The organism is Peptoniphilaceae bacterium AMB_02 (genome assembly GCA_036321625.1).
In the GTDB taxonomy this organism is placed as follows: domain Bacteria; phylum Bacillota; class Clostridia; order Tissierellales; family Peptoniphilaceae; genus Microaceticoccus; species Microaceticoccus formicicus.
The window spans coordinates 2124422-2146482 of sequence record CP143259.1 but is presented as its reverse complement, the minus strand read 5'-3'; the positions used below and the strand labels follow the sequence as shown (position 1 = coordinate 2146482).

Genomic DNA, 22061 nt, shown 5'->3' with positions numbered 1-22061 from the left:
TCCGGCTATTAATCAATATAACTACTTTTTGATAATATTGTGTTTTGGACCATAAGGGAACTTCGTAATATTTTCAACAGTACCGTCGTAGTTAATTACAAGGATGTCATGCTCCCTATATCCTCCTGCTCCCGGTTGTCCTTCCGGTATCATAATCATTGGTTCCATAGAAATGACCATTCCCGGTTCTAATACTGTTTCTATATCTTCTCTTAATTCAAGTCCGGCTTCTCTTCCGTAATAATGTGATAGAACACCGAAAGAATGTCCATAACCAAACGATCTGTTTGCCAAAAGTCCGTATTTTCTAAATATATCATTTAGTTCTGCACATATATCCATACAACGAACTCCCGGTTTTATAAGCTCAAGTCCTCTTTCATGGACTTCTACGTTTATTTCCCAAAGTTTAAGAGAGGCATCGTCGACATGGTCTAGGAACATAGTTCTTTCCAGTGCTGTATAATACCCTGCTATCATCGAGAAGGAGTTATGACTTAAGATTTCGCCTTTTTGTACTTTTTTAGTAGTTGCCCAGTTATGTGCACCATCTGTATTGACACCTGATTGGAACCAAATCCAAGTATCCCTTAGATCTACTTGAGGATATAGTTCTGCGATTTTTCTAGTCATAGCTTGAGTACCTGCCAAAGCCACTTCGTACTCAGGTACACCTTCAACTATTGCATCTACTACAGCATAGCCACCAATATCACAGACATGTGCACCGGCTTTTATAAAATCGATTTCTTCCTGAGACTTTATCATCCTGAATTTCATTACATCATACGCTACATTTACTAGTTCAAAATCAGGAAATGCAGCTTGTATAAGGTCTCTAAACTCCAGACTCACTTCGTCAAATTCAATTCCCAAGCGACCTTTTTTTATTCCGGCTTCATCGAGGATAGTTTTAACTGCATAGTAGTAATTATCTCTCTTCCAGTCGGTATAAACTATATTATCTTGATAACTTCTTCTCCAAGGCATACCTCCGTCAATATTAGCGGAGACAGTTACGTGTTTATCCTGGGTTACAACTAAACCATAATGTCTACCGAAAGCTGTATATAGATACTCACTGTAATAACAGATATTTTGATAAGAGTTAAATAATATTGCATCTATATCTTTTTCGGCCATATATGCTCTTAATTTATCAACTCTATTACCCATTTCCTCCTTGGAAAATACTGGTTTTGCCTTTTCTCCATTTTCCAAATATTTAATTCTTTCAAGATCAGAAACTTGTTGTACCATATCAATATCTCCTTTCAAATTTTTCTTGTCTTAGTATAAAGCAATTAGGGTGCCAAAAATAAATTAACACTTGAATGGCTAAAAATGCAGATTTATCCTTTAGGAAGCAATTTTTAGAAAAGTCTAATTAATGTAAAAATATTTTGCTATAGCAAAAAGATTTGCTTTGTTTGTAAAAATATTTTTACAAGTGTTTTGTTCAAAACAGTTAAGCTCTATTAAGCTGAACTAGGTTTGCCACATAAGTGCAATTTAGATATAATATAGGGAAGACTAGAGAAAATTATCAAATAAACATTATCTATTTGATGATTTTCACAATCTTATGTGAAATTGAAACTTGGATTTTGCATGATACAGCCGGTTTATTCGCCGGCAGATGAAAATTCCCACAGTTTTTCGTTTGGGAGGATGTGGAAGTGTGGGACAATCTAAATGAGGTGATAATTTGAAGAGAATTTTTAGTATAATGCTTGCGTTGATGCTATTACTGGGAGCAGTTCCGGTTATGGCAGACGAGGCTAAAACTCCTATTATTGGCAAACCTACTACAACTGTAAAACAGATGGGAAGCATGGGCTAAAGCTAAGAAGGCTGATCTTGATTTTATCAAGGAAGCTAAGACATTCTATGATATATCCGTAAAGTATGGAATTGATCCTGCTGTAACTTATGCTCAGTCTGCTAAGGAAACTAACTTTTTTAAGTTTACAGGAGTAGTATCTAAGGATCACTTTAATCCTTGTGGACTGAAGATAACTGTTGGAGGATCAGATACTGATAAACAAGCTCATAAAAAGTTTAAGGATTGGAACGAGGGCATTACTGCTCAAGTTCATCATCTAGCTCTTTATGCCGGACATCCTGATTTTCCTTATGATGCAGATAAGACTCCGGACCCAAGACATTTTCCGTCAATATACGGGAAAGCTCCATATGTTGAAGATTTAGGAGCAAAATGGGCTCCGAGCAAGACATATGGTTGGGAAACGGCCATCATGATGTATGATCTAACAACTGCACTAGTTGATGGTGTAGATCCAATACCTGGACCAAATGTTAAGCCGGAAATTCCAAAAGAGCTTTTAAAGCCTGATTTGCCGAAACCGGTTGAACCAAAAGACCCTACAAAACCGGAAGCACCTGTATATCCGCCTGTTCCAAGAACTATTCAAAGACTTTTTGGTACTAATAGAATTACAACTGCTACCAGGGTAAGCAAGGAACTGGTAGACAAGTCAAATGAGGTAATCATTGCTTCGTCTACAAATTTTGCAGATGCGTTGGTTGCAGCATCATTTAGTAGGAGAGGGGATTCATACATTCCGATACTGTTAAATGGTAGAGATGCACTAAATCCTGAAGTCAAAACAGAGATACTTAGATTGAAAGCAAATAGCGTTTATATAATTGGTGGAGCCGGTGTTATTTCTCAAAATGTTATGAATGAAATCATTGCACTAGGTGGTGACGGTGTTGGCAAAATTAGTGCAGTTAGGATTGCCGGTCAGAATAGATACGAGACTGCCAATTTGATTGCTGACAGAACCGGAAACAAGAATCGATTCATACTTGCCAATGGAAATGTGTTTGCTGATGCTCTATCAGTTTCAGCTTATTCTGCACTGACCAAGATTCCGATAATGTTGACAGACGGAAAGACTTTGGATGCTAAAACTGAAAAGAGATTAAATTCTGCTTCTGAAGTAATAATAATAGGTGGCTCCAATTCAGTTAGCGGCCCCATAGGAGATAAACTTAGACAAAACGGAGTTACTGTTTCAAGAATTAGTGGACGTGACAGAATAGATACGGGAATTGAAGTTTCTAAAAAATTATTCCCTAATAATAAGGTATTTATAGTAGCTTATGGATATGATTTCCCTGATTCACTAGTAGGTGCACCACTTGCAGCTAAATACGGTGGAACCATACTATTATCCGATTCTAAATCACTATCTCCGGCAGTTGATGCGTATTTGAATTCTGTGAAACCATCTAATATAATTGTACTAGGTGGAAATAATTCGATTTCAGCATCTATTTACAATGCTCTCGACTTAAAAATAAAATAAGAAATTAAAGGGACTATCGCAAAATAGCTCCTTAAATCCAAAAGGACCTGTCTTGATGATAGGCCCTTTTTTGGTTTAATTAATTTATAACATAAAAATATACCAAACTTAAATATAAGCATTTTACTCTAAAAAAAGGGGGTCAGGCCTTTATTATTTTATTTTTTGCATACATATACCTATGCGTGTATAATATATAATAGGCATAATGGCTATAATATAGATCACGATTAAAACAGACGTTGTAAATGATGGTATATTCATACAAAAAATAGTAGAAATAGAAGCCTGACCCCGTTTTAACGTTGGAATACTGGGGAAAGACAAAACCGAGAAATGTATATTTCTCGGTTTTGTCTTGTTATTTAATATGTACCGTACACCCGGTTTTGCCAAATAAGAACCCCGCGTAACCTGGGGAGTTAGCTCGAAACAGGCGACCTCACGGCACACAAGAGTGTCTACTTATCGCTGCTTCCTCCCGGACCTGACGAGGTTCATAGATTCCTGTTGCGTAAGACCCATTCGTCAACACCACTTTCCCAGGGCAGACCGAAACGCTTATTAGTCGAGACCGGGCATCGATCCTGCTGTAGCGGATTGCAGGTTACAGGGCACCGCTAGTTCCCCATCTAGTACGGATGGCGGAGAGCAAGGGATTTGAACCCTCGAAACGCTTTGAACGTTTACACGATTTCCAGTCGTGCGCCTTCGACCACTCGGCCAACTCTCCATAAAAGGTTTACGAAATATTATTATAGTAGAAATAGCTCATACTGTCAAGCTGGAGAATCGATGTCAGTATTGAGAATGACTAAAAATAGGGAATGGGATTTATATAAATTATAAAAAATTTAGTTACGAGATACTTTTTACTATTCGATTAAATATCATGGATTTTATTTTAAAATAGCTATATAATTGTGGAGGATGACATAGTATAAAACTTATAATAAATGTTTAAATTTAAGGTTTTTAATGGGAATCAATAAAATTTCTTGAATTAGTATGGTAAATTGAAAGGAAATTCCAATTTAATGACAAAAAAATCAAAAATATAATTTATCTATTGTATAATCTGTGTTACAATATGAGTTATGTAAAGTTGGGAGGGAGTAAAATGAGAGTAAGAAGTTATATTACAAAAGTTTTAAACGGTATGGCATGGGGACTGTTCTCGTCGCTATTAATCGGTTTGATTATCAAACAAGTAGGTGTTCTTTTAGATTTTGAGTTATTAATAACTATAGGGAATGTGGCTCAGCGAATGATGGGACCTGCAATTGGTGTAGGTGTTGCGTACATAATAGGAGCTCAACCACTTGTCGTAATGAGTTCAGCTGCCGTAGGTGCGATAGGAGCTGGAACTGTCAGTGTAACTGCTGAAGGAGCATTTATGGCAGGTATTGGTGAGCCCGTAGGTGCATTTATAGCTGCGCTTATAGCTGCAGAAGTAGGTAAATTTATTTCCGGAAAAACTAAAGTCGATATAGTTTTAGTACCATTTGCAACGATTATTGTCGGAGGCTTGGCAGGTTATTTCATTTCACCTATTATGAGTGAGGTTATGAATGGTTTGGGACAAATAATCAATAAGGCAACAGAACTTAAGCCGATTCCAATGGGGATTGCAGTTTCTGTATTGATGGGGATGATATTGACACTACCGATTTCTTCGGCAGCAATTGCAATATCTCTAAATCTGAGTGGTTTGGCAGCTGGTGCTGCTACGGTGGGATGCTGTGCAAATATGATAGGTTTTGCAATAGCTTCTTATAGAGAGAATAAGTTTGGAGGATTATTGGCTCAAGGAATCGGTACGAGTATGCTTCAGGTTCCCAATATCATAAAAAAACCGATTATCTGGCTACCGGCAATTATTTCATCGGCAGTTCTCGGACCGGTTTCAACGGTTGTATTTAAGATGGAGTCCATCAGTATAGGAGCAGGGATGGGTACAAGTGGACTTGTTGGACAGTTTGCAATGGTCGATACAATGGGAAGTTCACCTGATGTAATAATAAAAATTGCAGTGCTTCATTTTATTGGACCTGCTGTTATATCGTTTATAGTATCTGAATATATGAGGAAAAAAGGGATGATAGCATTTGGAGATATGAAGCTTGAATCTTAAGAAAATAAAAATCCGGTTGCGATATGCAACCGGATTATTTTTATTACAATATCAATGCGGCTATAACACCGAAGATTATAAGTGGAATATTGAAGTGTATGAATGTCGGTACACATGTATCCCAAATATGATCGTGTTGTCCATCTGCATTAAGTCCTGATGTAGGTCCAAGTGTAGAGTCAGATGCCGGTGATCCTGCATCTCCAAGTGCTCCTGCTGTTCCTACAAGTGCGATAATTGCTGCAGGTGAGAATCCCAGTTCAACACCAAGTGGAACAAATAGTGTTGCGATAATTGGAATTGTACTGAATGAAGATCCGATACCCATAGTTACAAGCAATCCAATTAATAGCATTACGAATGCTGATATTAATTTACTACCACCTAAAATACTTGCAGATGCTTCAACTAGCTCTTTTACAGCGCCTGTTTCTCTAAGTACAGCTCCATATCCTGCTGCTATAAGCATTACAAATGCTATAAAGCCCATCAGTTTAATACCACCGTTCATCATATCATCCATATCTTTGAAAGTGAATGATCTGAATAACATCATTACGATTAGTGCTGCAAGTGCTCCAAGAGGAAGTCCTCCGCCCCAGTCCATTTTAACGAATATGATTTGAATTGCAAATGCAACTACTGCTCCTGCCAATGCACCCCAATGTGCCATTGTAAATTTGGTAGAATGTGTTTCAGGAACTGCATCCACGCCACCAACAGGTTTATCAGCATATGTTCTGTCTTTTCTATAAGTGAAGAATATTGCGATTATCAGACCGACAACCATACCTAAACCCGGAATTATCATTGCAGGCATAACCTGTGATATGTTTGCTTCAACACCATTATCGACCAAACCAGCTATTATGATTTTGTGGAAGATGGCTCCAAATCCAACGGATAGAACAACATATGGGAACTTAAGACCAAATGTTAGCGCACAAGCCACCGCTCTTCTGTCAACTTTCATCTTATTCATAAGACCTAGAAGAGGTGGGATAAGAATTGGAATAAATGCAATGTGTACAGGTAATAAGTTTTGTGATAGAGATGCGATAGCTGCGATTATCAATACGAATAATTTCTTTCTATCTGCAAACGCATTACTCATTCCCTTGATTAAGAAATCTGCAATTCCCGTATGGCTTATTGCCGTTGCCAAGGCACCAAGCATTATGTATGAAAGTGCCGTTTCTGAGTTTCCGCCCATTCCACCTATTAGTGTGGACATAGTTGTAAATATAGGCATTCCCGCTGTTAAACCTGCTACGATTGCTGCTATAAATATTGCAATCAAGATGTTTACTTTTAATAATGCAAGTACTGTCATAACTACTACGGAAACAACTACTGGATTAGTTAACATATAATAACCTCCTTAAATTTTAACGTATGTGGATACGTTTTCTTTATTCTATCATAAGATTACAAAAAATTCCACAAAGAATTTAAGTTTTTTAAATAAGGTAAAAAAGTATAAAGAATATTAAATAAAATCGACAGCTTAAAATACAAATGCGATGAATTAGACATAATCAAACATTTTGTATTTTAAGAAATAAGTTTTTCAATGAACAATACTAAATAATAATACAAATAATTGTATTGTTAAAACATATTAAATTAGATAATAACTGAATTACAGAAACATCATTACCGAATGCTGATAACGATTTCATAGACCTCTCTACCATGATAGAGAGATGTTGTTCATATTTAATTTCTAATATGATATACTTATAAAGGATGAGGGAGGTGCTAAGTTGTATCAAGCTATTTATAGAAAATATAGACCTAAGACTTTTGATGAAGTCATTAGTCAGTCGGAGATAGTCGGTGTTTTAAAGAATCAAGTTATGAATAAGCAACTTGGACACGCTTATATTTTTTCCGGAACAAGAGGAACTGGTAAAACCAGCTGTGCTAAAATCTTAGCCAGAGCAGTGAATTGTTTGAATCCCAAAGACGGAAACCCTTGCAATGAATGTGCGAATTGTAAATCCATTTTAAACGAGACTACGATGGATGTAGTGGAGATGGATGCTGCATCAAATAGAAGAATCGATGATATTAGAGATTTAAGAGATAAAGTAATATATCCGCCTGCACTTTTAAAGTACAAAGTGTATATAATAGATGAGGCGCATATGATTACCAATGAGGGTTTTAATGCACTCCTGAAAATCATGGAAGAACCACCTTCACATCTGATTTTTATACTCGCAACAACTGAGCTGGAGAAGGTACCTCAAACTATTCTTTCAAGATGTCAGAGGTTTGACTTCAACAGGATTGACAGAGCAGGTATTTCAAAGAGTATCAAGCTTATAACTGAAGATTTAAATATAAAAATAGATGACGAAGCGATTGAAATGATTGCAAGGTCTGCAGATGGAGCCATGAGAGATGCTCATAGTATTTTGGATCAGGTGCTCGCATCATCTGAAGACCATATCAGTTCGGATTTGGTATCTTCCATTATCGGAACTGTCAAGTCGGATACTGTTTTTGAACTTGTTGAAAATATAATAAACGAGAATGAAATTGAGTCACTTTCGACTTTGGAATTAATTTTTGATTCGGGCATAGATTCGGGTGAGTTTATCTCGTCGCTTTTAGAGCATTATAGGAATCTTTTACTATCAAAAACTGTTCCAGGTAGACTTACCGGATATGATGATGAGTCTATAAATAAATACTCTCAGCAATCTAAAAAAATAGAATTGTCCAGAATTGTAGATTCTATAGAAATTATTTTAGATGCATCTTCACAAATGAGAAAAAGCGAGCTTACTAAAATTATTTCGCAAATAACTATAGTAAAACTAATTGAACAAGTTGATCGCAAGAATTTGCTTTCAAGAATTGAAAAGCTTGAAAAGGAGATTTCTGAACTGAAAAAAGGTGGACGAATAACTTATGTAAGTTCAGATGCAGGAGAAAATAAGCCTACCGTACCTAGTAAATCGGAGAATAAGGCTACTTTGACTGAACTGAAGAAAGAGCTTATAGAGCAGGAGACCAAAACAGAAGCTAAAACTGAGCCTAAGCCTGAGACTATAAAAGAAGCTAAAACTGATTCAGATTCTAAGGCCGAAACCAAACCAACTGAACCGAGCGCAGTAGAAAAACCGGAAGCTATAGTGATTCCTGAATTAAAGGAAGATGGAGAAAAGCCCGAGACGAAGGCTGAAGCTTTAAACCCAACCAGCGAAGAACTCGAAACAGTAATCGAAGGTTGGAATAGTTTCGTATCTACAGTAACAAAGGCAAATCCATTTTGGGAGTTTTGGATAAATGATCTTAAACCTATAGATGTTTCTAAAAATAAATTAACGCTTTATCTACCAAAGGATCAAACGATAGCTTATAAAAAGGCTGAATCCTTAAAGGATGAATTAAAAGAAGGGCTTAATAAGTATTACAATAAAAATTATGAAATTATTATAACTACCGAATCGAATTTAGAAGACAAGTCTGAAGAGGAAATAGACGAGACTTTTCAACTGATTGTAGATTTATTCGGTAAAGACAATGTAGAAAAAATTTAAAGAAAAAGACAAAATTAAAGGAGGATATTATGGCAAGAGGCGGATTTCCACGTGGTGGAGGAAATATGGGCAATATGATGAAACAAATGCAAAAGATGCAAAAACAATTGGAAGAAACTCAAAAGATGCTGGAGGAGAAAGAAATTTCTGCCAGCTCAGGTGGCGGTATGGTAGAGGCTACTGTAAATGGGAAGAAAGAACTTGTGAGCATTAAAATAAATCCGGAAATACTAGATCCTGAAGATGCTGAGATGGTTGAAGATATGATTGTTGCAGCTGTAAATGAAGCACTTAGAGAGATTACCGAGATATCAGAAAAAGAGATGAGCAAGTTCACCGGTGGTCTTAATATTCCAGGATTCTAAATAGATTATGGACTTATATCCCGAGCCAATAGAAAGGCTTATAGGAAAACTGTCTAAGCTTCCTTCCATAGGAAGAAGATCCGCAGAAAGATTGGCTTTAAAATTAGTTTCTAGCGATCTCGAAGAGATAGAAGAGTTAAGACAAGCTCTATCCGATATTAAGACAAAGGTACACAAATGTAATAAATGCGGTAATTTAACCGATAAGGAAATTTGTGATATATGCTCTAATGACAGGAGAAATAACAGGATTGTATGCGTGGTTGAAGATACACCTAATCTGATAGCCATAGAGAAATCAAAAGAGTATAGGGGTGTATATCATGTTTTAAATGGCCTTATTTCACCATTGAATGATGTTCAAGCAGACAATATAAATCTCGATAGTTTACTTGAAAGAGTGGATAGTGGCGAATTTGAAGAGGTTATATTGGCGATAAGTCCAACTATTGAAGGTGAGATGACTACACTATTTCTGGCGGAATTACTGAAGGATAAAAATGTAAAAGTAACCAGAATTGCAAGTGGAATCCCAATAGGTGGAAATATTGAGTATTTTGATTCTGAGACTTTATATAAAGCACTGGAAGATCGAAGAGAGTTATAAATTTTTCAATACGATTTTATAGATAGAGAGGTGGAACTTTGAGTAATATAATTATTAAGAATGCTACACAATTGGCAACACCTGTTGGAGATTCTAAAAGATGCGGAAGTGAGATGTCTGAGCTTTTAGTCATCGAAGATGCTGCTCTTATTATCGAGGATGGCAAGATTGTTAAGGTCGGAAAGACTTCTGATGTATTAAATGGCGTCGATGAGGTTAATTACGAAGTAATAGATGCAACAGGAAAGACCATAATGCCGGGTTTTGTGGATTCTCATACTCATTTTGTGTTCGGCGGTTATAGAGATGATGAATTTAACAAAAGGCTTATGGGCGTAAGTTATATGGAAATTATGAATGCCGGTGGAGGTATTAAGAGTACCGTTAAGGCAACTCATGAAGAAAGCCATGACCAACTTATGAATACCGGTAGACAGAGACTTAATTCCATGCTTTCATTCGGAGTTACTACTGTTGAAGGTAAGTCGGGTTATGGACTCGATATAGAAACTGAACTTAAACAGTTAGATGTAATGGAGGATTTAAACAAAGAGCATCCTATAGATATAGTAAAGACTTATATGGCTGCACATGATATTCCCGAAGAGTATAAAGGCAGGACTAGTGAGTTTGTAGACTTCATTATAGAAAAAGGACTCGATACTGCTGTTGGTAAAGCGGTATTCTGTGATATTTTCACTGAGAAAAATGTTTTTGAAATCGAGGACTCCAGAAGACTACTATTAGCTGCTAAGGAAAAAGGATTTAAGCTTAAAATGCATGCTGATGAGATAGTTCAATTAGGTGGAAGTGAACTGGCTGCAGAACTTAAAACGGTTAGTGCAGATCACTTGTTGAAGGCTTCTGATCAGGGAATTAAAGATATGATTGAAGCTGGAACTGTAATGACATTATTACCATCAACTGCTTTCAGTTTAAAAGAACCTTATGCTAGGGCTAGGTTTATGATTGACAATGGAGCGGCAGTGGCACTCGGATCTGATTTTAATCCTGGAAGTTGCCATACAAATTCGATTCCGTTAATGATTGCACTAGCTACAATATACATGAAAATGAGCGTTGAGGAAACTATCACTGCCCTGACTTTAAACGGTGCGGCTGCTCTTGATATGACGAGTGACAGAGGAAGTTTAGAAATAGGGAAAATAGGTGATGTAATAATACTAAATGCTCCAAGCTATAAACATCTTTCATATACTATTGCGGTTAATCTGGTTGAGAAGGTAATCAAGGCGGGAGAATTAGTCTATGACAAAACTCTTGCTTTTGATATAAATTAAAGGAGGAGATTTGATGTTAATTAAGAAAACGGTGCATGACTTTGTGGAGATTGTAGACAGTAATGAACCTGTACCGGGCGGAGGATCTGTCTCAGCACTTGCAGGAACTATAGGTGCAGCTCTATCAAGAATGGTAGGAAGCTTAACTTTTAACAAGAAAGCTTTTAAAGAACTACCTGAAGAAACTCAGAATCTATTAAAAGAAAATTCTGAGAAACTGGAAGCTTTAAAGAAAGAATTGGAAGAGATCGTTGATAAGGATGCGAATGCTTTTGATAAGGTAATGGAAGCTTTTGCAATGCCGAAAGATACCGAAGAACAAAAAGAAGCAAGAATGGCAGCGGTACAAGAAGGTTATAAAATTGCATTGGAAGTACCTAAGAGATGTGCAGATGCTTGTATGGAAGTAATTGAATTACAAGAAGCATTTGCAAAATATGGTACAAAAGGTGCAGTTAGTGACATAGGTGTTGGTATTTTAATGGCTAGCTCAGGGCTTGAAGGTGCTGTTTATAATGTATTGATAAACCTACAAGCTATGAAAGACCAAGAATATATCGACAAAACAAAAGAAGAGATGGATGCCCTAATTAAGAAAATGTATGAAAAGAGAGAAGCTCTTCTAAAAATTATATACGAAAGATTAAACTAAATTAGGAGGTTGGAAGTATGCCAAAGTTCAAATTAAATGGCGAAGGTCTGGTATTAGAAGATTTTATTAAAATTACCAGAGGATATGGTGAGGTTGAACTTACTGAGGAAGCAGTTGAAAGGGTCAACAAGGCTAGAGAGCTGGTTGACAGGTATGTAGCGCAAGATAAGGTAGAGTATGGAATTACTACAGGTTTTGGAGAGTTTAGCAAGGTCATTATCTCTAAAGATGATGCTGTAGATCTTCAGACAAATCTAATAGTAAGCCATGCATGTGGTGTAGGTAATCCACTACCTGAAGACGTAGTAAGAGGAGTTATGCTTCTACGTATTAATGCACTATCAAGAGGGTATTCCGGAATCAGGATGTCAACCATTCAGCAGCTGATTAATATGTTGAACAATGGCATACATCCAATTATACCTGAAAAAGGATCTCTCGGTTCAAGTGGAGACTTAGCTCCATTGGCACACATGGTTCTAGTAATGCTGGGTGAAGGTGAGGCAATTTATAAAGGTGAGAGAATGAGTGGATTAGACGCTCTTAAAGCAGCAGGAATGGAACCTATCCATCTTACTTCCAAAGAAGGCCTTGCTCTTATAAATGGTACTCAGGTTATGACTTCAGTTGGAGCACATGCACTTTACGATGCAATCAACCTGTATAAAACTGCCAATATTTCCCTTGGTTTAACCATGGAAGCACTTAATGGTATTACAGATGCTTTTGAGCCTATGACTCATATCATTAGAAGACAAAATGGTCAAATTAAGACTGCTGAATTTGTTCTAAAAATCCTTGAAGGTAGCGAAATGACTACAAGACAAGGCGAAATTAGAGTTCAAGACGCATACTCACTTAGATGTGCACCTCAAGTTCATGGAGCATGTCATGACAATATGAGTTATGTAAAAGAAAAAGTTGAACTTGAAATGAATGCTGTAACAGACAACCCTATTATATTAGTAGAAGAAGATAGAGTTATCTCAGGTGGAAACTTCCACGGAGAACCAATGGCTCAAATATTTGACTACCTAAAAATAGGTATTTCAGAATTAGCTAATATTTCAGAAAGAAGACTTGAAAGATTAGTTAACCCTGCATTAAGCGGTGGTCTACCTGCATTCTTGATTGAAAAAGGTGGATTAAACTCAGGATTTATGATTGTTCAATATGCAGCAGCTGCGCTTGTATCTGAAAACAAGGTACTGGCACATCCTGCAAGTGTTGACTCTATTCCGTCATCTGCGAACCAAGAAGACCATGTATCTATGGGAACCATAGCAGCTAGACAAGCAAGTGAAATACTATACAATGCTAGTAGAGTTATCGCAATGGAAATACTTTGTGCTTGCCAAGCTATCGATTTAAGAGGCAAGAAAAAACTTGGAGCAGGTACTGAAAAAGCTTATGAACTAGTTAGAGATGCAGTTACTTTCTATGACAAAGACAGAATTATGAATATAGACATTGAAGCAGTTACAGAACTGGTAGTTTCAGGAAAAATCTATTCAGCAGTAGAACCGATTGTTGGAGATCTATTCTAGTACTAAAACACAAGGACTCAAGTAAGAGTGATTTTACTTGGGTTCTTTTTTTGTTAATAAAATTCAAAAGTTTAAGTTGTAAAGAACATCTGTTATAATATAAAAATGTAAGCTCGGAAATGAAAAAGTTTAATAATCAAACTCAATACAATTACTAAAAGGATTTATTAATCTGTTATAATATAGAGTGCAATATTAAAAAAATTGTAGAGCTGAAAAATTATGAATATAGAAATGGTGATATTATGGAATTAAAGAGTAATATATTTGATACGGCATTGATATTTGAAGGTGGAGGAATGAGAGCAAGCTTTACCTCAGGAATAGTAAATACACTTTTAGAAAATGAATTATACTTCAACTATATTGCCGGAATCTCTGCAGGTTCAAGCTGTACACTCAATTATCTATCTAGAGACAAAAAGAGAACCAAAGCCTCATTCGTAGACTTTGTAAAAGATCCTGAATTTGGTGGCTGGAGGACTTTCTTAAGAGGCAAGGGTTTTTTCAATGCCCAGTACATCTATTGTGAATCCTGCCTGCCCGGAAGTACACTGCCATATAATTTTGAAAACTTCCTAAATAATGAGGCTGATTTTGACATCGGGGCCTTTAATATGGATAGATCTGAATTGGTATACTGGTCCAGAAAAGATGTTGAGAAAATGGAAGACCTCATGCTGATGGTCAGAGCCAGTTCCAGCCTTCCGATTTTTATGCCTCCGACAAAAGTAAAAGGTGAAATGTATATAGATGGAGGAATCCAATGTGGAATAGCGCTAGATGCTGCCATGAATAGGGGATTTGAGAAATTTGTAATAGTTTTAACCAGAGAAAAAGGATATATAAAAGGACCTCCAAACAGAAAGAGAATATTAAAAAGACTATTTAAAAGCTATCCAAAGACATTGGAAACTATAATGAACAGATACATTGAATACAACAAAACAATGGAATACATCAAACAACTGGAAAGAGAGAACAAAGCATTTGTAATCTATCCGGATTCAATGCCAATCGACAATAGGGAAAAAGACATAAAAAAATTGGAAGAAATGTACCAACTTGGAATAAATCAAGGAAACAGACAAATAAATGACCTTAAACAATTCCTAGGAATGCCCGAATAAATAATTCGGGCATTCTTTTTTATAATGAAGCGAGTCAGAATCCTAATATAAAAAATAATTATTGATTGAAATAAGACTTTGATTTAGATTTTAGGCTTTTTGAGCCTGTTTATGCCTTATGTTTTTTTCGACTGACTTTTCTATTGTTTCCACACTTTTTTGCATGAAATATATCAGAATAAAGGCAATTAATACTGCTCCTATGGATAAATAAAATGTCGGGAGATAGGAGTTGTATTTATCGAAAAGATTGCCGGAAATAGTGCTGAATGTAGATGCTATTAAGAGCTGTAAGTTCAGCAGTGAAAGGTTTATGGAGTAGTATCTTTGACCAAATAGTTTTATTGCTATTGCAGAGTTGAAGCTTGGTGCTCCTCCATACGATATTCCAAGTAGTATAAAAGCTATAAGTATTAAGGTATTTGATCCGATGGACGTATTGAGTATGAGTAATAGCTGTGATAATAATGCTGTAATTGTAATAAATCTCATGCTGAAAAGATATCCCAATGTATCAAAAAGATGACCTACCAGAATTCTTCCGAATCCATTTGAGATGGATATAATTCCGATATATAATGCTATTTTTTCCGGAGAAATATTTCTAATGCTTGTGCTTACTATATTGGCTCCTTGAGATATTATGGCTAAACCTGTGCCCGATGCTATTAAGCAAAACAGAAATATAATCCAAAATGCACTCGTACCTACCATGGAACTTGGTCTGGTCGATGTACTATCTTCTATATTATCTTTTTTCGGATTTTGATCGGGAATAAAAATGGCTGATAGAAATAGTACTGCCAGCATTATCACTCCATAATATCTGAATAGTGTTCTCCACAAATCCGGACTACCAGCTACCAATTTAGTATAAATCGGTCCAAAAACCAAACTGCTCATACCGAAACCGAATAGCAAAATACCGGAGATGATACCTTGTTTTCCGGGAAATAAGCAGGTAATATTGCTCAGTATGTAAGCATATACAATACCGACTGAAAAACCTACGAGAATTCCATAGCCTACTGTAATTTGGGTAATGTCTGTTGATAACGAACTTATTATGTAGCCTAAGGGCATCAATATCGTCGCCAGAAATATTGAAATTTTTCCTCGTCCTAATATTTTTAATAGTCCATTAGCTAATCCACCTAGACAAAATGAAGCCATTGCAAATGAAAATACCAATGATATTTGACCTTGATTAATACTCGGCAAATCGAGCTTTATCGGAATTGATAAAACTGACCAAGCGTACATAAGTCCTGACATTAATAGGACTATGGTACCGATAAATAATCTAATAATTCTCTTTTCCAAACAAATCACTCCCTTAGAACAAAATATCGCAACACTTCGATACATTATAGCATAAGCATGTAAAAGCGTAAAGCCGTAATCCACTATTCATAAATATTGAAATAAAAATCCCAAATATGATAAAATAAAACTGGTTACCAATGTCTAACTTAATAAAATTCGGAGGATTGAAGAAATGATAGATGTAATAATTATAGGTGGAGGACCCGCTGGGGTAGCCGCTGCCAATTATGCAAGAGCCAGAGGTTTAGAAGTACTTCTATTTGAAAAGAACAGGATAGGAGGTCTGATAACTTTGACTACAATAGTGAGCCATTATCCCGGTTTGGATACAGATGAGTCAGGTGAGAGTTTTGGAATAAAGCTTGAAGAACAGCTAAACTCAAATGATACCAAAGTAATATTTGAAAAAGTGGAAAAGGTTGAATTGGAAGGTGAAATAAAGACCGTTTATACTTCTAATTCAAAGTATGAAGCAAAAACTATCATCATCGCTACAGGTTCTGAGCCAAAATTACCACCAATTGATAAAACAGATGGATATTTAATCAAGCCCAATGTCTATGAGAAAATTGCTGATGCAAAAGATAAGGAAGTTTTTGTGCTAGGAGGAAGCGATGGGGCTTGTAAGGAAGCAATAAGTCTGGCAAGATACGCAAGGAGAGTTCATATTGTACAAAATCAAAACGCACTACTTACAATTCATGAATTTAAAGAACAGATTGAAAACAATGATAAGTTTATAGTCCATACATCTTCAGAGCTTGAAAGTTTGAAAGTCGATAAAGATGAAATAACGGAAGTCAATATAATCGATATAGTTACGGGTAAGGTTAAACAATATGCCGATGGTCCATATCTCGTTTTCGCATATATAGGACAGACTCCTAATAGCAGTTTATTTATTGATTTACTTGAAATGGAAGACGGTTATATAAAATCAGATGGTATAAGGACGAGCATTCCGGGAGTATATTCATGTGGAGATATTAATGTAAAAGAGATGAGGCAAATATCTACTGCTGTTTCTGATGGAACGCTAGCCGGCATTGAAGCATACAATTATATTAGGAAAGGCTAGTATATCTAAGTCTAATGATTAGTTATTTTAAGGTTTTTACGTATTTACTTGAAAATTTTAAGTTTGCATCATTCATTTTTATGTAAAAAAGGACCCATCTTTTCGATGGGTCCTTTAGAATATGTGGAACGATTTAACGACTCAATTTACAATTATTCGATAGCTTTCAATGCTTCTACCATGTCAACTTTCCTTAGTTTTCTATGCATCAAAAACATTACTATTATTGACAATACCAAGGTTATAAGTGCTGAGACTAAATAATTAGAAAGCAGAACTCTTGGCGACATCATAATATTTTCAGGTACCAATGCATTAATTATAAACCAATGGAGAATATGACCGGCCAGGTAGCCACCGATTATACCTATAATTGTTAAGAAGAAGGTTTCTCTATACACATATGAGGTTACTTCCATTGAGTAGAATCCGAGGACTTTTATCGTTGAAAGCTCTCTTATTCTCTCGCTTACATTTATATTGGTAAGATTATAAAGTACAACTATGGCCAGCGTTGAGGATATGGCGATGAGTACCAATACAATTAGATTCAGTGAATTTAAAAGTTCTCCTATCTGGTAATTCACCCTAGTCATATCGACAATTGACAGTACAGCTTTTTGTGACATGAGCTTTGAAACGAGTTCAGTGATTACCTTTTCGTTTGTACTGTTCTTATTATTCATGATAAGAAGTTTTGCGTTCATTTCTGAATCTTTCCCAAAGATTTCTTTGTAAGCTTTAGGAGTTAGGTAGATTCCATGGTTAACATAGTTTTCGGTTATGGCACCTACTTTTAACTTCCTGATGTCATTATCCTTATCTTCTAATGAAAAGTCATCTCCAACTTTTAGCTTTAGCAGCTTAGCGAGTTTTTCGGTAAGTACTATCTCACTACTACTTAGAGAAATAGGTTTTCCGTCTTTTCTGTTCCGTAAACTTACGAATTCCTTAAATGCGATATCGTCAAATACAGTTATGATACTGACTTCCTGATCCGGTCTTCCTGTAAGTTCGACAAGTCCGGATTCATAGCGTACATCAGTATGTTTATCTATATTATCATCTGTTTTCAGAATTTCATTTACCTTATCAATATCAGCTTTATCAGCTTCATCATCGATTATCGGAGCCAAATTATAGTGGATGATTTCATTGTATTGAAGAGGTTTTATCTGCGTGATGGAATCCTTGATCCCGAATCCCATAAATAAGAGTGCTGTACAACCTGCAACTCCAATTATCGTCATCGTCATTCTGGCCTTGTATCTGAATATATTTCTTGCAGTTACTTTGTATAAGAATGACAACCTATTCCAAATAGGTTTAATCCTTTCAAGGAAAATTCTGGTTCCGCTCTTTGGCGTCTTAGGTCTTAGTAATTGAGCTGCATTATGTTTCAATGTCCTATTGGTAGTAAATAGGGAAGTAAGGACTATAAGTGAAACGGAAACAGTAAATGCAAGTATTACAAACTGTGGATAAGGTTTCAGCTGCATCTCACCGACTACGAAACCGGTCGAATAAGCTTTGAAAATCATCTCGGCAAGAAGAGTATGTCCAAAGACTATTCCTATTATTGCACCCAATGTAGCAGGCAGTGCACCATAGATTAGGAATTTCTTTTGTATGCTGCCGGTACTATATCCTAATGACTTCAATGTGCCTATTTGAGTTCGCTGCTCTTCTACCATTCTGGACATCGTCGTTACGGTGACCAGCATTGCAATAGCATAGAAGAAAATAGGGAATATGAGTGCCAGCATATCCATTCTTCTGGAGTTGCCTATGTAGGTATATATTCCCACATTATCATTAATACCCGTAACGAAATACTTAGGTAACTTCAATTTTGCCAGATCTTTTCTTGCATCGGCTATTTCAGTTTCTCCATCGGAGATTTTAGCATCGGCATCCTTAGTCTTGTCTTTAAATTCCTTTAATCCATCTTTATATTCTTCTTCACCGTCTAAAATCTTATTGTAAGCATCTTCAAGTTCAGCTCTTCCTTTTGCAACCTCGCTATTGTATTCAGCAATACCGTCCTCCAGTTCTTTTAATCCGTCAGTGTATTTTTTCTCTCCATCATTTAATTCGTCCAGAGCATCCTTTAGCTCTTTTTCACCTTTGCTCTTTTCGGAGGCTAATTTTTCTTCTGCTTCTACTAACTCTTTAAGACCGTCATCGTATTCTTTTTGGCCATCATCCAGTTCTATTTTTGCATCTGCAAGTTTCTTTTCTCCCTTGGCCTTTTCTTCATTGAATTCCTCAAGGCCTTTGTCGTATTCGGCCTTTCCGTCACTATATTTGACTTCTCCATCGTCAAGTTCATTAAGTGCATCATTTAGCTTTTGTTTGCCATTTATTTTTTCGGAAGCAAGAGTGTTTTTACCTTCCTCCAGCTTTTTAAGACCCTGAGAATACTCAAATTCCCCAACATTTAATTCATTTTTTGCTTTTGCAATTTCTATTTCTCCTGCTTCCAGCTTAGCTTTAGCTGAGATTAATTGTTGCTCGGCAGCCAAGAATTGCTGGTATCCGACATTAAACTCCTCTTTCTTACGATTGAGGTCAGCTTGGCTTTGGTCTAAAAGAGCTATTTGAGCCAGACCGGTTTCAACATCCGCTAAACCGCCATTTATCTCGGCTAATTGTGCTTGAAGTGCGATAAGAGCAGCTTGAGCTGCAGCTATTTCTTCCGGTGTCGATTCAGGATTATCGATAATCGCTTGCTGATGCTGAATTTGCTGTTCAATGCCTGCCTTTGCTTGTTCCAACTGATTTTTTTGAACAATTAAGGCTTGTTCATTGGAATTAAGTTCTTGATAGCCCATGTCAATTTGAGCCTGAGCGGCATCCAGCTGTGCCTTTGCAGCTTCCAGTGCCGGTCTTTGTGCTTCAAGTTCTGCAAGTCCTGAATTATATTCGTCCCAACCGGCTTTAAGTTTTTGTTCTTCAGATTCGATTCTACGATAACCATCATCGAGTTTTTTTCTAGCATCGTCAAGTTGGTTTTCTGCATCTATGATATCATTCTCGGCTTTTGCAATTTCCCTTTCGAATTCTTCTACTCCGTCATTATATTCTTTCCATCCGTCATCAAGTTTTTTTCTGGCATCATCCAGTTCTTTTTTTGCATCATTTAATTTAGTTTCAGCTTTTGAGATTTCGTCATTGTATTCACTTAAACCTTTTTCGTACTCTTCATAACCGTCATCCAGTTTTATTTTTGCATCGGCGAGCTCTTTTTTTGCATCCTCGATTTTCTTCTCGGCATCGCCTATTTCTTTGTTAAACTTCTCGACACCATCATTGTACTCTTTACGACCATCATCCAGCTTTTTCTTGGCATCTGCCAGTTCGACTCTGGCTTTATCTATATCATTCTTAGCCTTGGTAGTTTCTCTTTCGTATTCTTCCTTACCGTCATAGTACTTTACGAGAGCATCATCAAGCTCGGCTCTGGCATCTTTCAGTTTCTTTTCTGCATCGGAGATCTCGGTTTTCGCATCGTCGATTTTTTCTTGAGCATCTTTAATCTCTTTTTCTGCATCATCTTTTATTTTCGCCAGTCTTTTTTCTGGACGATCTTCTAAATTAGATGTGAGATCACTTTTATATTTTTCTGATATACTATTATATTCACTCGTATATTTATATAAATTTGAGGTTTCATCAAGTAGTATTCTGGCTATTGTGAAAACTTCAAGATCAAAGTTTTCTTCGATAGCAATTGCAAATCCATCTAACTGTCCCTTACCATAACTGCTTCTGCCTTTAATATTTATATTGATGTATTCAGGTGATTCCACCTTGCCTACAATTTTAAAAACATCGGTTTTAAGTTCGTCTTTAATCGGGTCAGTATTTCCCTTAAGAACACCTATCGTCTGTCCGACTTTGATGGATTCATCCGGCAGGTGAGCATCTATTGCGAGCTCACCAATCTTATCCGGGAGTCTTCCCTCCACTACCTTATATTTAGGCATTGTCTCACCAATCGATTCCAACCTGATGAGATTGTCAGTGCCTTTTATTACAATATCCTGCTGATAACCATATTCGACTTTTTTAAAACCCTTGGTTCTATCGATTGCTGCACGATCTTCATAATCCAGTCCGTAAGTGGATTGCACAATCAGGTCGGAAATATTATAATCGACCAGTCTTTTTTCAATAGTCTCTCTCATAGTCGGACCGGTTACAGTCAAACCAATAACTGCAAGCGCGCCAAGAGCGACCATAGCAATAATGGAAAGTACTCTGGACCGTGATTTAAAAAACTCTTTAATTATATCTTTGTTAAGAGCTGATTTCTTCATAATATCCTACCATTCTATCTCGTCTATTGATACAGGCCTTTCATTTACTGTAATATTTCTGACTCTGGCATCGTTTATTTCTATAATCCTATCGGCAATTGGTGTGATTGCTTGATTATGTGTAATTATAATTACGGTTGTTCCTGTTTCTCTGCAAGTGTTTTGTAATAGTTTTAGAATTGATTTACCTGTCTTGTAATCAAGAGCTCCTGTCGGCTCGTCGCATAGCAGCAATTTTGGGTTTTTAGCCAAAGCTCTGGCAATAGCCACCCTTTGCTGTTCTCCTCCCGATAATTGTGCGGGGAAATTATCTTTTCTGTGCTCCAATCCAACCTTTTCCATGACCTCGTCTACATTGAGTGCATCAGGTACTATTTGAGATGCAAGCTCTACATTTTCCTTTGCTGTTAAATTTGGAACCAAATTATAGAACTGAAATACAAAACCCACATCATAACGTCTATACGTAGTCAAATCATGCTCGTTTAATTTAGAGATATTTTTCCCGTCAACTATAACACTGCCTTCGTCATTTTTATCCATCCCTCCAAGTATATTCAGTACAGTCGATTTACCTGCACCTGAGGGACCTACGATAACTACGAGTTCGCCTTTTTCTATTTTAAAGTTGATTTTATTGTTAGCTATAATCCCAAGGTCTCCCATTTTATAAAACTTGGAAGAATCGATCATTTCTACATAACTCATAT

The 22061-nt window shown here is 36.5% G+C and carries 16 protein-coding genes, 1 tRNA gene and 1 other RNA gene; 11 read left to right on the top strand and 7 right to left on the bottom strand.

Annotated features, from left to right (window positions below; translation table 11 throughout):
- Window positions 1-21 precede the first annotated feature (21 nt).
- Window positions 22-1260 carry a M24 family metallopeptidase gene (locus VZL98_10185; protein WVH63055.1) on the bottom strand — a complete coding sequence of 413 codons (1239 nt, stop codon included), beginning with the start codon at window positions 1258-1260 and terminating at the stop codon, window positions 22-24.
- Window positions 1261-1708: 448 nt separating this feature from the next.
- Here VZL98_10185 and VZL98_10180 point away from each other — a divergent pair, with 448 nt between their 5' ends.
- The gene (locus tag VZL98_10180; protein ID WVH63054.1) at window positions 1709-1843 is read left to right on the top strand and encodes a hypothetical protein; all 135 of its coding nucleotides are present in this window, start codon (window positions 1709-1711) and stop codon (window positions 1841-1843) included.
- Window positions 1844-2261: 418 nt separating this feature from the next.
- Window positions 2262-3335, top strand: coding sequence for a cell wall-binding repeat-containing protein (locus VZL98_10175; GenBank protein ID WVH63053.1), 1074 nt, complete (start codon window positions 2262-2264; stop codon window positions 3333-3335).
- Between the two features lie 375 nt (window positions 3336-3710).
- On the opposite strand, the gene ffs is transcribed toward VZL98_10175, so the two are convergent.
- Both ffs and VZL98_10165 read right to left on the bottom strand, forming a co-directional pair.
- Window positions 3711-3976, bottom strand: an RNA gene (gene ffs, locus VZL98_10170) — signal recognition particle sRNA large type.
- Between the two features lies 1 nt (window position 3977).
- Window positions 3978-4068: transfer RNA gene (locus VZL98_10165), tRNA-Ser, on the bottom strand.
- Between the two features lie 387 nt (window positions 4069-4455).
- Between VZL98_10165 and VZL98_10160 the strand changes: the two genes are divergently transcribed.
- A complete protein-coding gene (locus tag VZL98_10160) occupies window positions 4456-5469 on the top strand; it encodes a PTS sugar transporter subunit IIC (GenBank protein ID WVH63052.1) in 1014 nt (337 codons plus the stop codon).
- A gap of 43 nt (window positions 5470-5512) precedes the next feature.
- Here VZL98_10160 and VZL98_10155 read toward each other — a convergent pair whose 3' ends face one another.
- On the bottom strand, window positions 5513-6838 hold the full coding sequence (locus VZL98_10155) for a Na+/H+ antiporter NhaC family protein (GenBank protein WVH63051.1): 1326 nt from the start codon (window positions 6836-6838) through the stop codon (window positions 5513-5515).
- A gap of 397 nt (window positions 6839-7235) precedes the next feature.
- Here VZL98_10155 and dnaX point away from each other — a divergent pair, with 397 nt between their 5' ends.
- From dnaX to VZL98_10120, 7 genes are all read left to right on the top strand, one after another.
- On the top strand, window positions 7236-9023 hold the full coding sequence (dnaX, locus tag VZL98_10150) for a DNA polymerase III subunit gamma/tau (protein WVH63050.1): 1788 nt from the start codon (window positions 7236-7238) through the stop codon (window positions 9021-9023).
- 29 nt (window positions 9024-9052) lie between these two features.
- The gene (locus VZL98_10145) at window positions 9053-9388 is read left to right on the top strand and encodes a YbaB/EbfC family nucleoid-associated protein (protein WVH63049.1); all 336 of its coding nucleotides are present in this window, start codon (window positions 9053-9055) and stop codon (window positions 9386-9388) included.
- A gap of 7 nt (window positions 9389-9395) precedes the next feature.
- The gene (gene recR, locus VZL98_10140) at window positions 9396-9995 is read left to right on the top strand and encodes a recombination mediator RecR (protein ID WVH63048.1); all 600 of its coding nucleotides are present in this window, start codon (window positions 9396-9398) and stop codon (window positions 9993-9995) included.
- Between the two features lie 38 nt (window positions 9996-10033).
- Window positions 10034-11296 carry an imidazolonepropionase gene (gene hutI, locus VZL98_10135; GenBank protein WVH63047.1) on the top strand — a complete coding sequence of 421 codons (1263 nt, stop codon included), beginning with the start codon at window positions 10034-10036 and terminating at the stop codon, window positions 11294-11296.
- 13 nt (window positions 11297-11309) lie between these two features.
- Window positions 11310-11948 carry a cyclodeaminase/cyclohydrolase family protein gene (locus VZL98_10130; protein ID WVH63046.1) on the top strand — a complete coding sequence of 213 codons (639 nt, stop codon included), beginning with the start codon at window positions 11310-11312 and terminating at the stop codon, window positions 11946-11948.
- Between the two features lie 17 nt (window positions 11949-11965).
- Window positions 11966-13495, top strand: a complete 1530-nt coding sequence (hutH, locus tag VZL98_10125; GenBank protein WVH63045.1) for a histidine ammonia-lyase — start codon at window positions 11966-11968, stop codon at window positions 13493-13495.
- 245 nt (window positions 13496-13740) lie between these two features.
- Window positions 13741-14625 (top strand): patatin family protein, encoded by an 885-nt coding sequence (locus VZL98_10120; GenBank protein WVH63044.1) that lies wholly within the window; start codon window positions 13741-13743, stop codon window positions 14623-14625.
- 90 nt (window positions 14626-14715) lie between these two features.
- Here VZL98_10120 and VZL98_10115 read toward each other — a convergent pair whose 3' ends face one another.
- Window positions 14716-15948, bottom strand: coding sequence for an MFS transporter (locus VZL98_10115; protein ID WVH63043.1), 1233 nt, complete (start codon window positions 15946-15948; stop codon window positions 14716-14718).
- A 175-nt stretch (window positions 15949-16123) separates the two neighbouring features.
- Between VZL98_10115 and VZL98_10110 the strand changes: the two genes are divergently transcribed.
- Window positions 16124-17029: an NAD(P)/FAD-dependent oxidoreductase gene (locus VZL98_10110; GenBank protein WVH63042.1), complete on the top strand. Its 906-nt coding sequence runs from the start codon at window positions 16124-16126 to the stop codon at window positions 17027-17029.
- A gap of 152 nt (window positions 17030-17181) precedes the next feature.
- On the opposite strand, the gene VZL98_10105 is transcribed toward VZL98_10110, so the two are convergent.
- On the bottom strand, window positions 17182-21351 hold the full coding sequence (locus VZL98_10105; protein ID WVH63041.1) for an FtsX-like permease family protein: 4170 nt from the start codon (window positions 21349-21351) through the stop codon (window positions 17182-17184).
- A gap of 6 nt (window positions 21352-21357) precedes the next feature.
- A complete protein-coding gene (locus tag VZL98_10100; GenBank protein WVH63040.1) occupies window positions 21358-22059 on the bottom strand; it encodes an ABC transporter ATP-binding protein in 702 nt (233 codons plus the stop codon).
- Between the last annotated feature and the right edge of the window lie 2 nt (window positions 22060-22061).

Excerpts from the sequence above, each read along its gene's own strand:
- VZL98_10185 (WVH63055.1), bottom strand. The coding sequence starts at position 1,260 with ATGGTACAACAAGTTTCTGATCTTGAAAGAATTAAATATTTGGAAAAT.
- VZL98_10175 (WVH63053.1), top strand. The coding sequence starts at position 2,262 with ATGTATGATCTAACAACTGCACTAGTTGATGGTGTAGATCCAATACCT.
- VZL98_10160 (WVH63052.1), top strand. The coding sequence starts at position 4,456 with ATGAGAGTAAGAAGTTATATTACAAAAGTTTTAAACGGTATGGCATGG.
- VZL98_10155 (WVH63051.1), bottom strand. The coding sequence starts at position 6,838 with ATGTTAACTAATCCAGTAGTTGTTTCCGTAGTAGTTATGACAGTACTT.
- VZL98_10145 (WVH63049.1), top strand. The coding sequence starts at position 9,053 with ATGGCAAGAGGCGGATTTCCACGTGGTGGAGGAAATATGGGCAATATG.
- recR (WVH63048.1), top strand. The coding sequence starts at position 9,396 with ATGGACTTATATCCCGAGCCAATAGAAAGGCTTATAGGAAAACTGTCT.
- VZL98_10130 (WVH63046.1), top strand. The coding sequence starts at position 11,310 with ATGTTAATTAAGAAAACGGTGCATGACTTTGTGGAGATTGTAGACAGT.
- hutH (WVH63045.1), top strand. The coding sequence starts at position 11,966 with ATGCCAAAGTTCAAATTAAATGGCGAAGGTCTGGTATTAGAAGATTTT.
- VZL98_10120 (WVH63044.1), top strand. The coding sequence starts at position 13,741 with ATGGAATTAAAGAGTAATATATTTGATACGGCATTGATATTTGAAGGT.
- VZL98_10110 (WVH63042.1), top strand. The coding sequence starts at position 16,124 with ATGATAGATGTAATAATTATAGGTGGAGGACCCGCTGGGGTAGCCGCT.
- VZL98_10105 (WVH63041.1), bottom strand. The coding sequence starts at position 21,351 with ATGAAGAAATCAGCTCTTAACAAAGATATAATTAAAGAGTTTTTTAAA.
- VZL98_10100 (WVH63040.1), bottom strand. The coding sequence starts at position 22,059 with ATGAGTTATGTAGAAATGATCGATTCTTCCAAGTTTTATAAAATGGGA.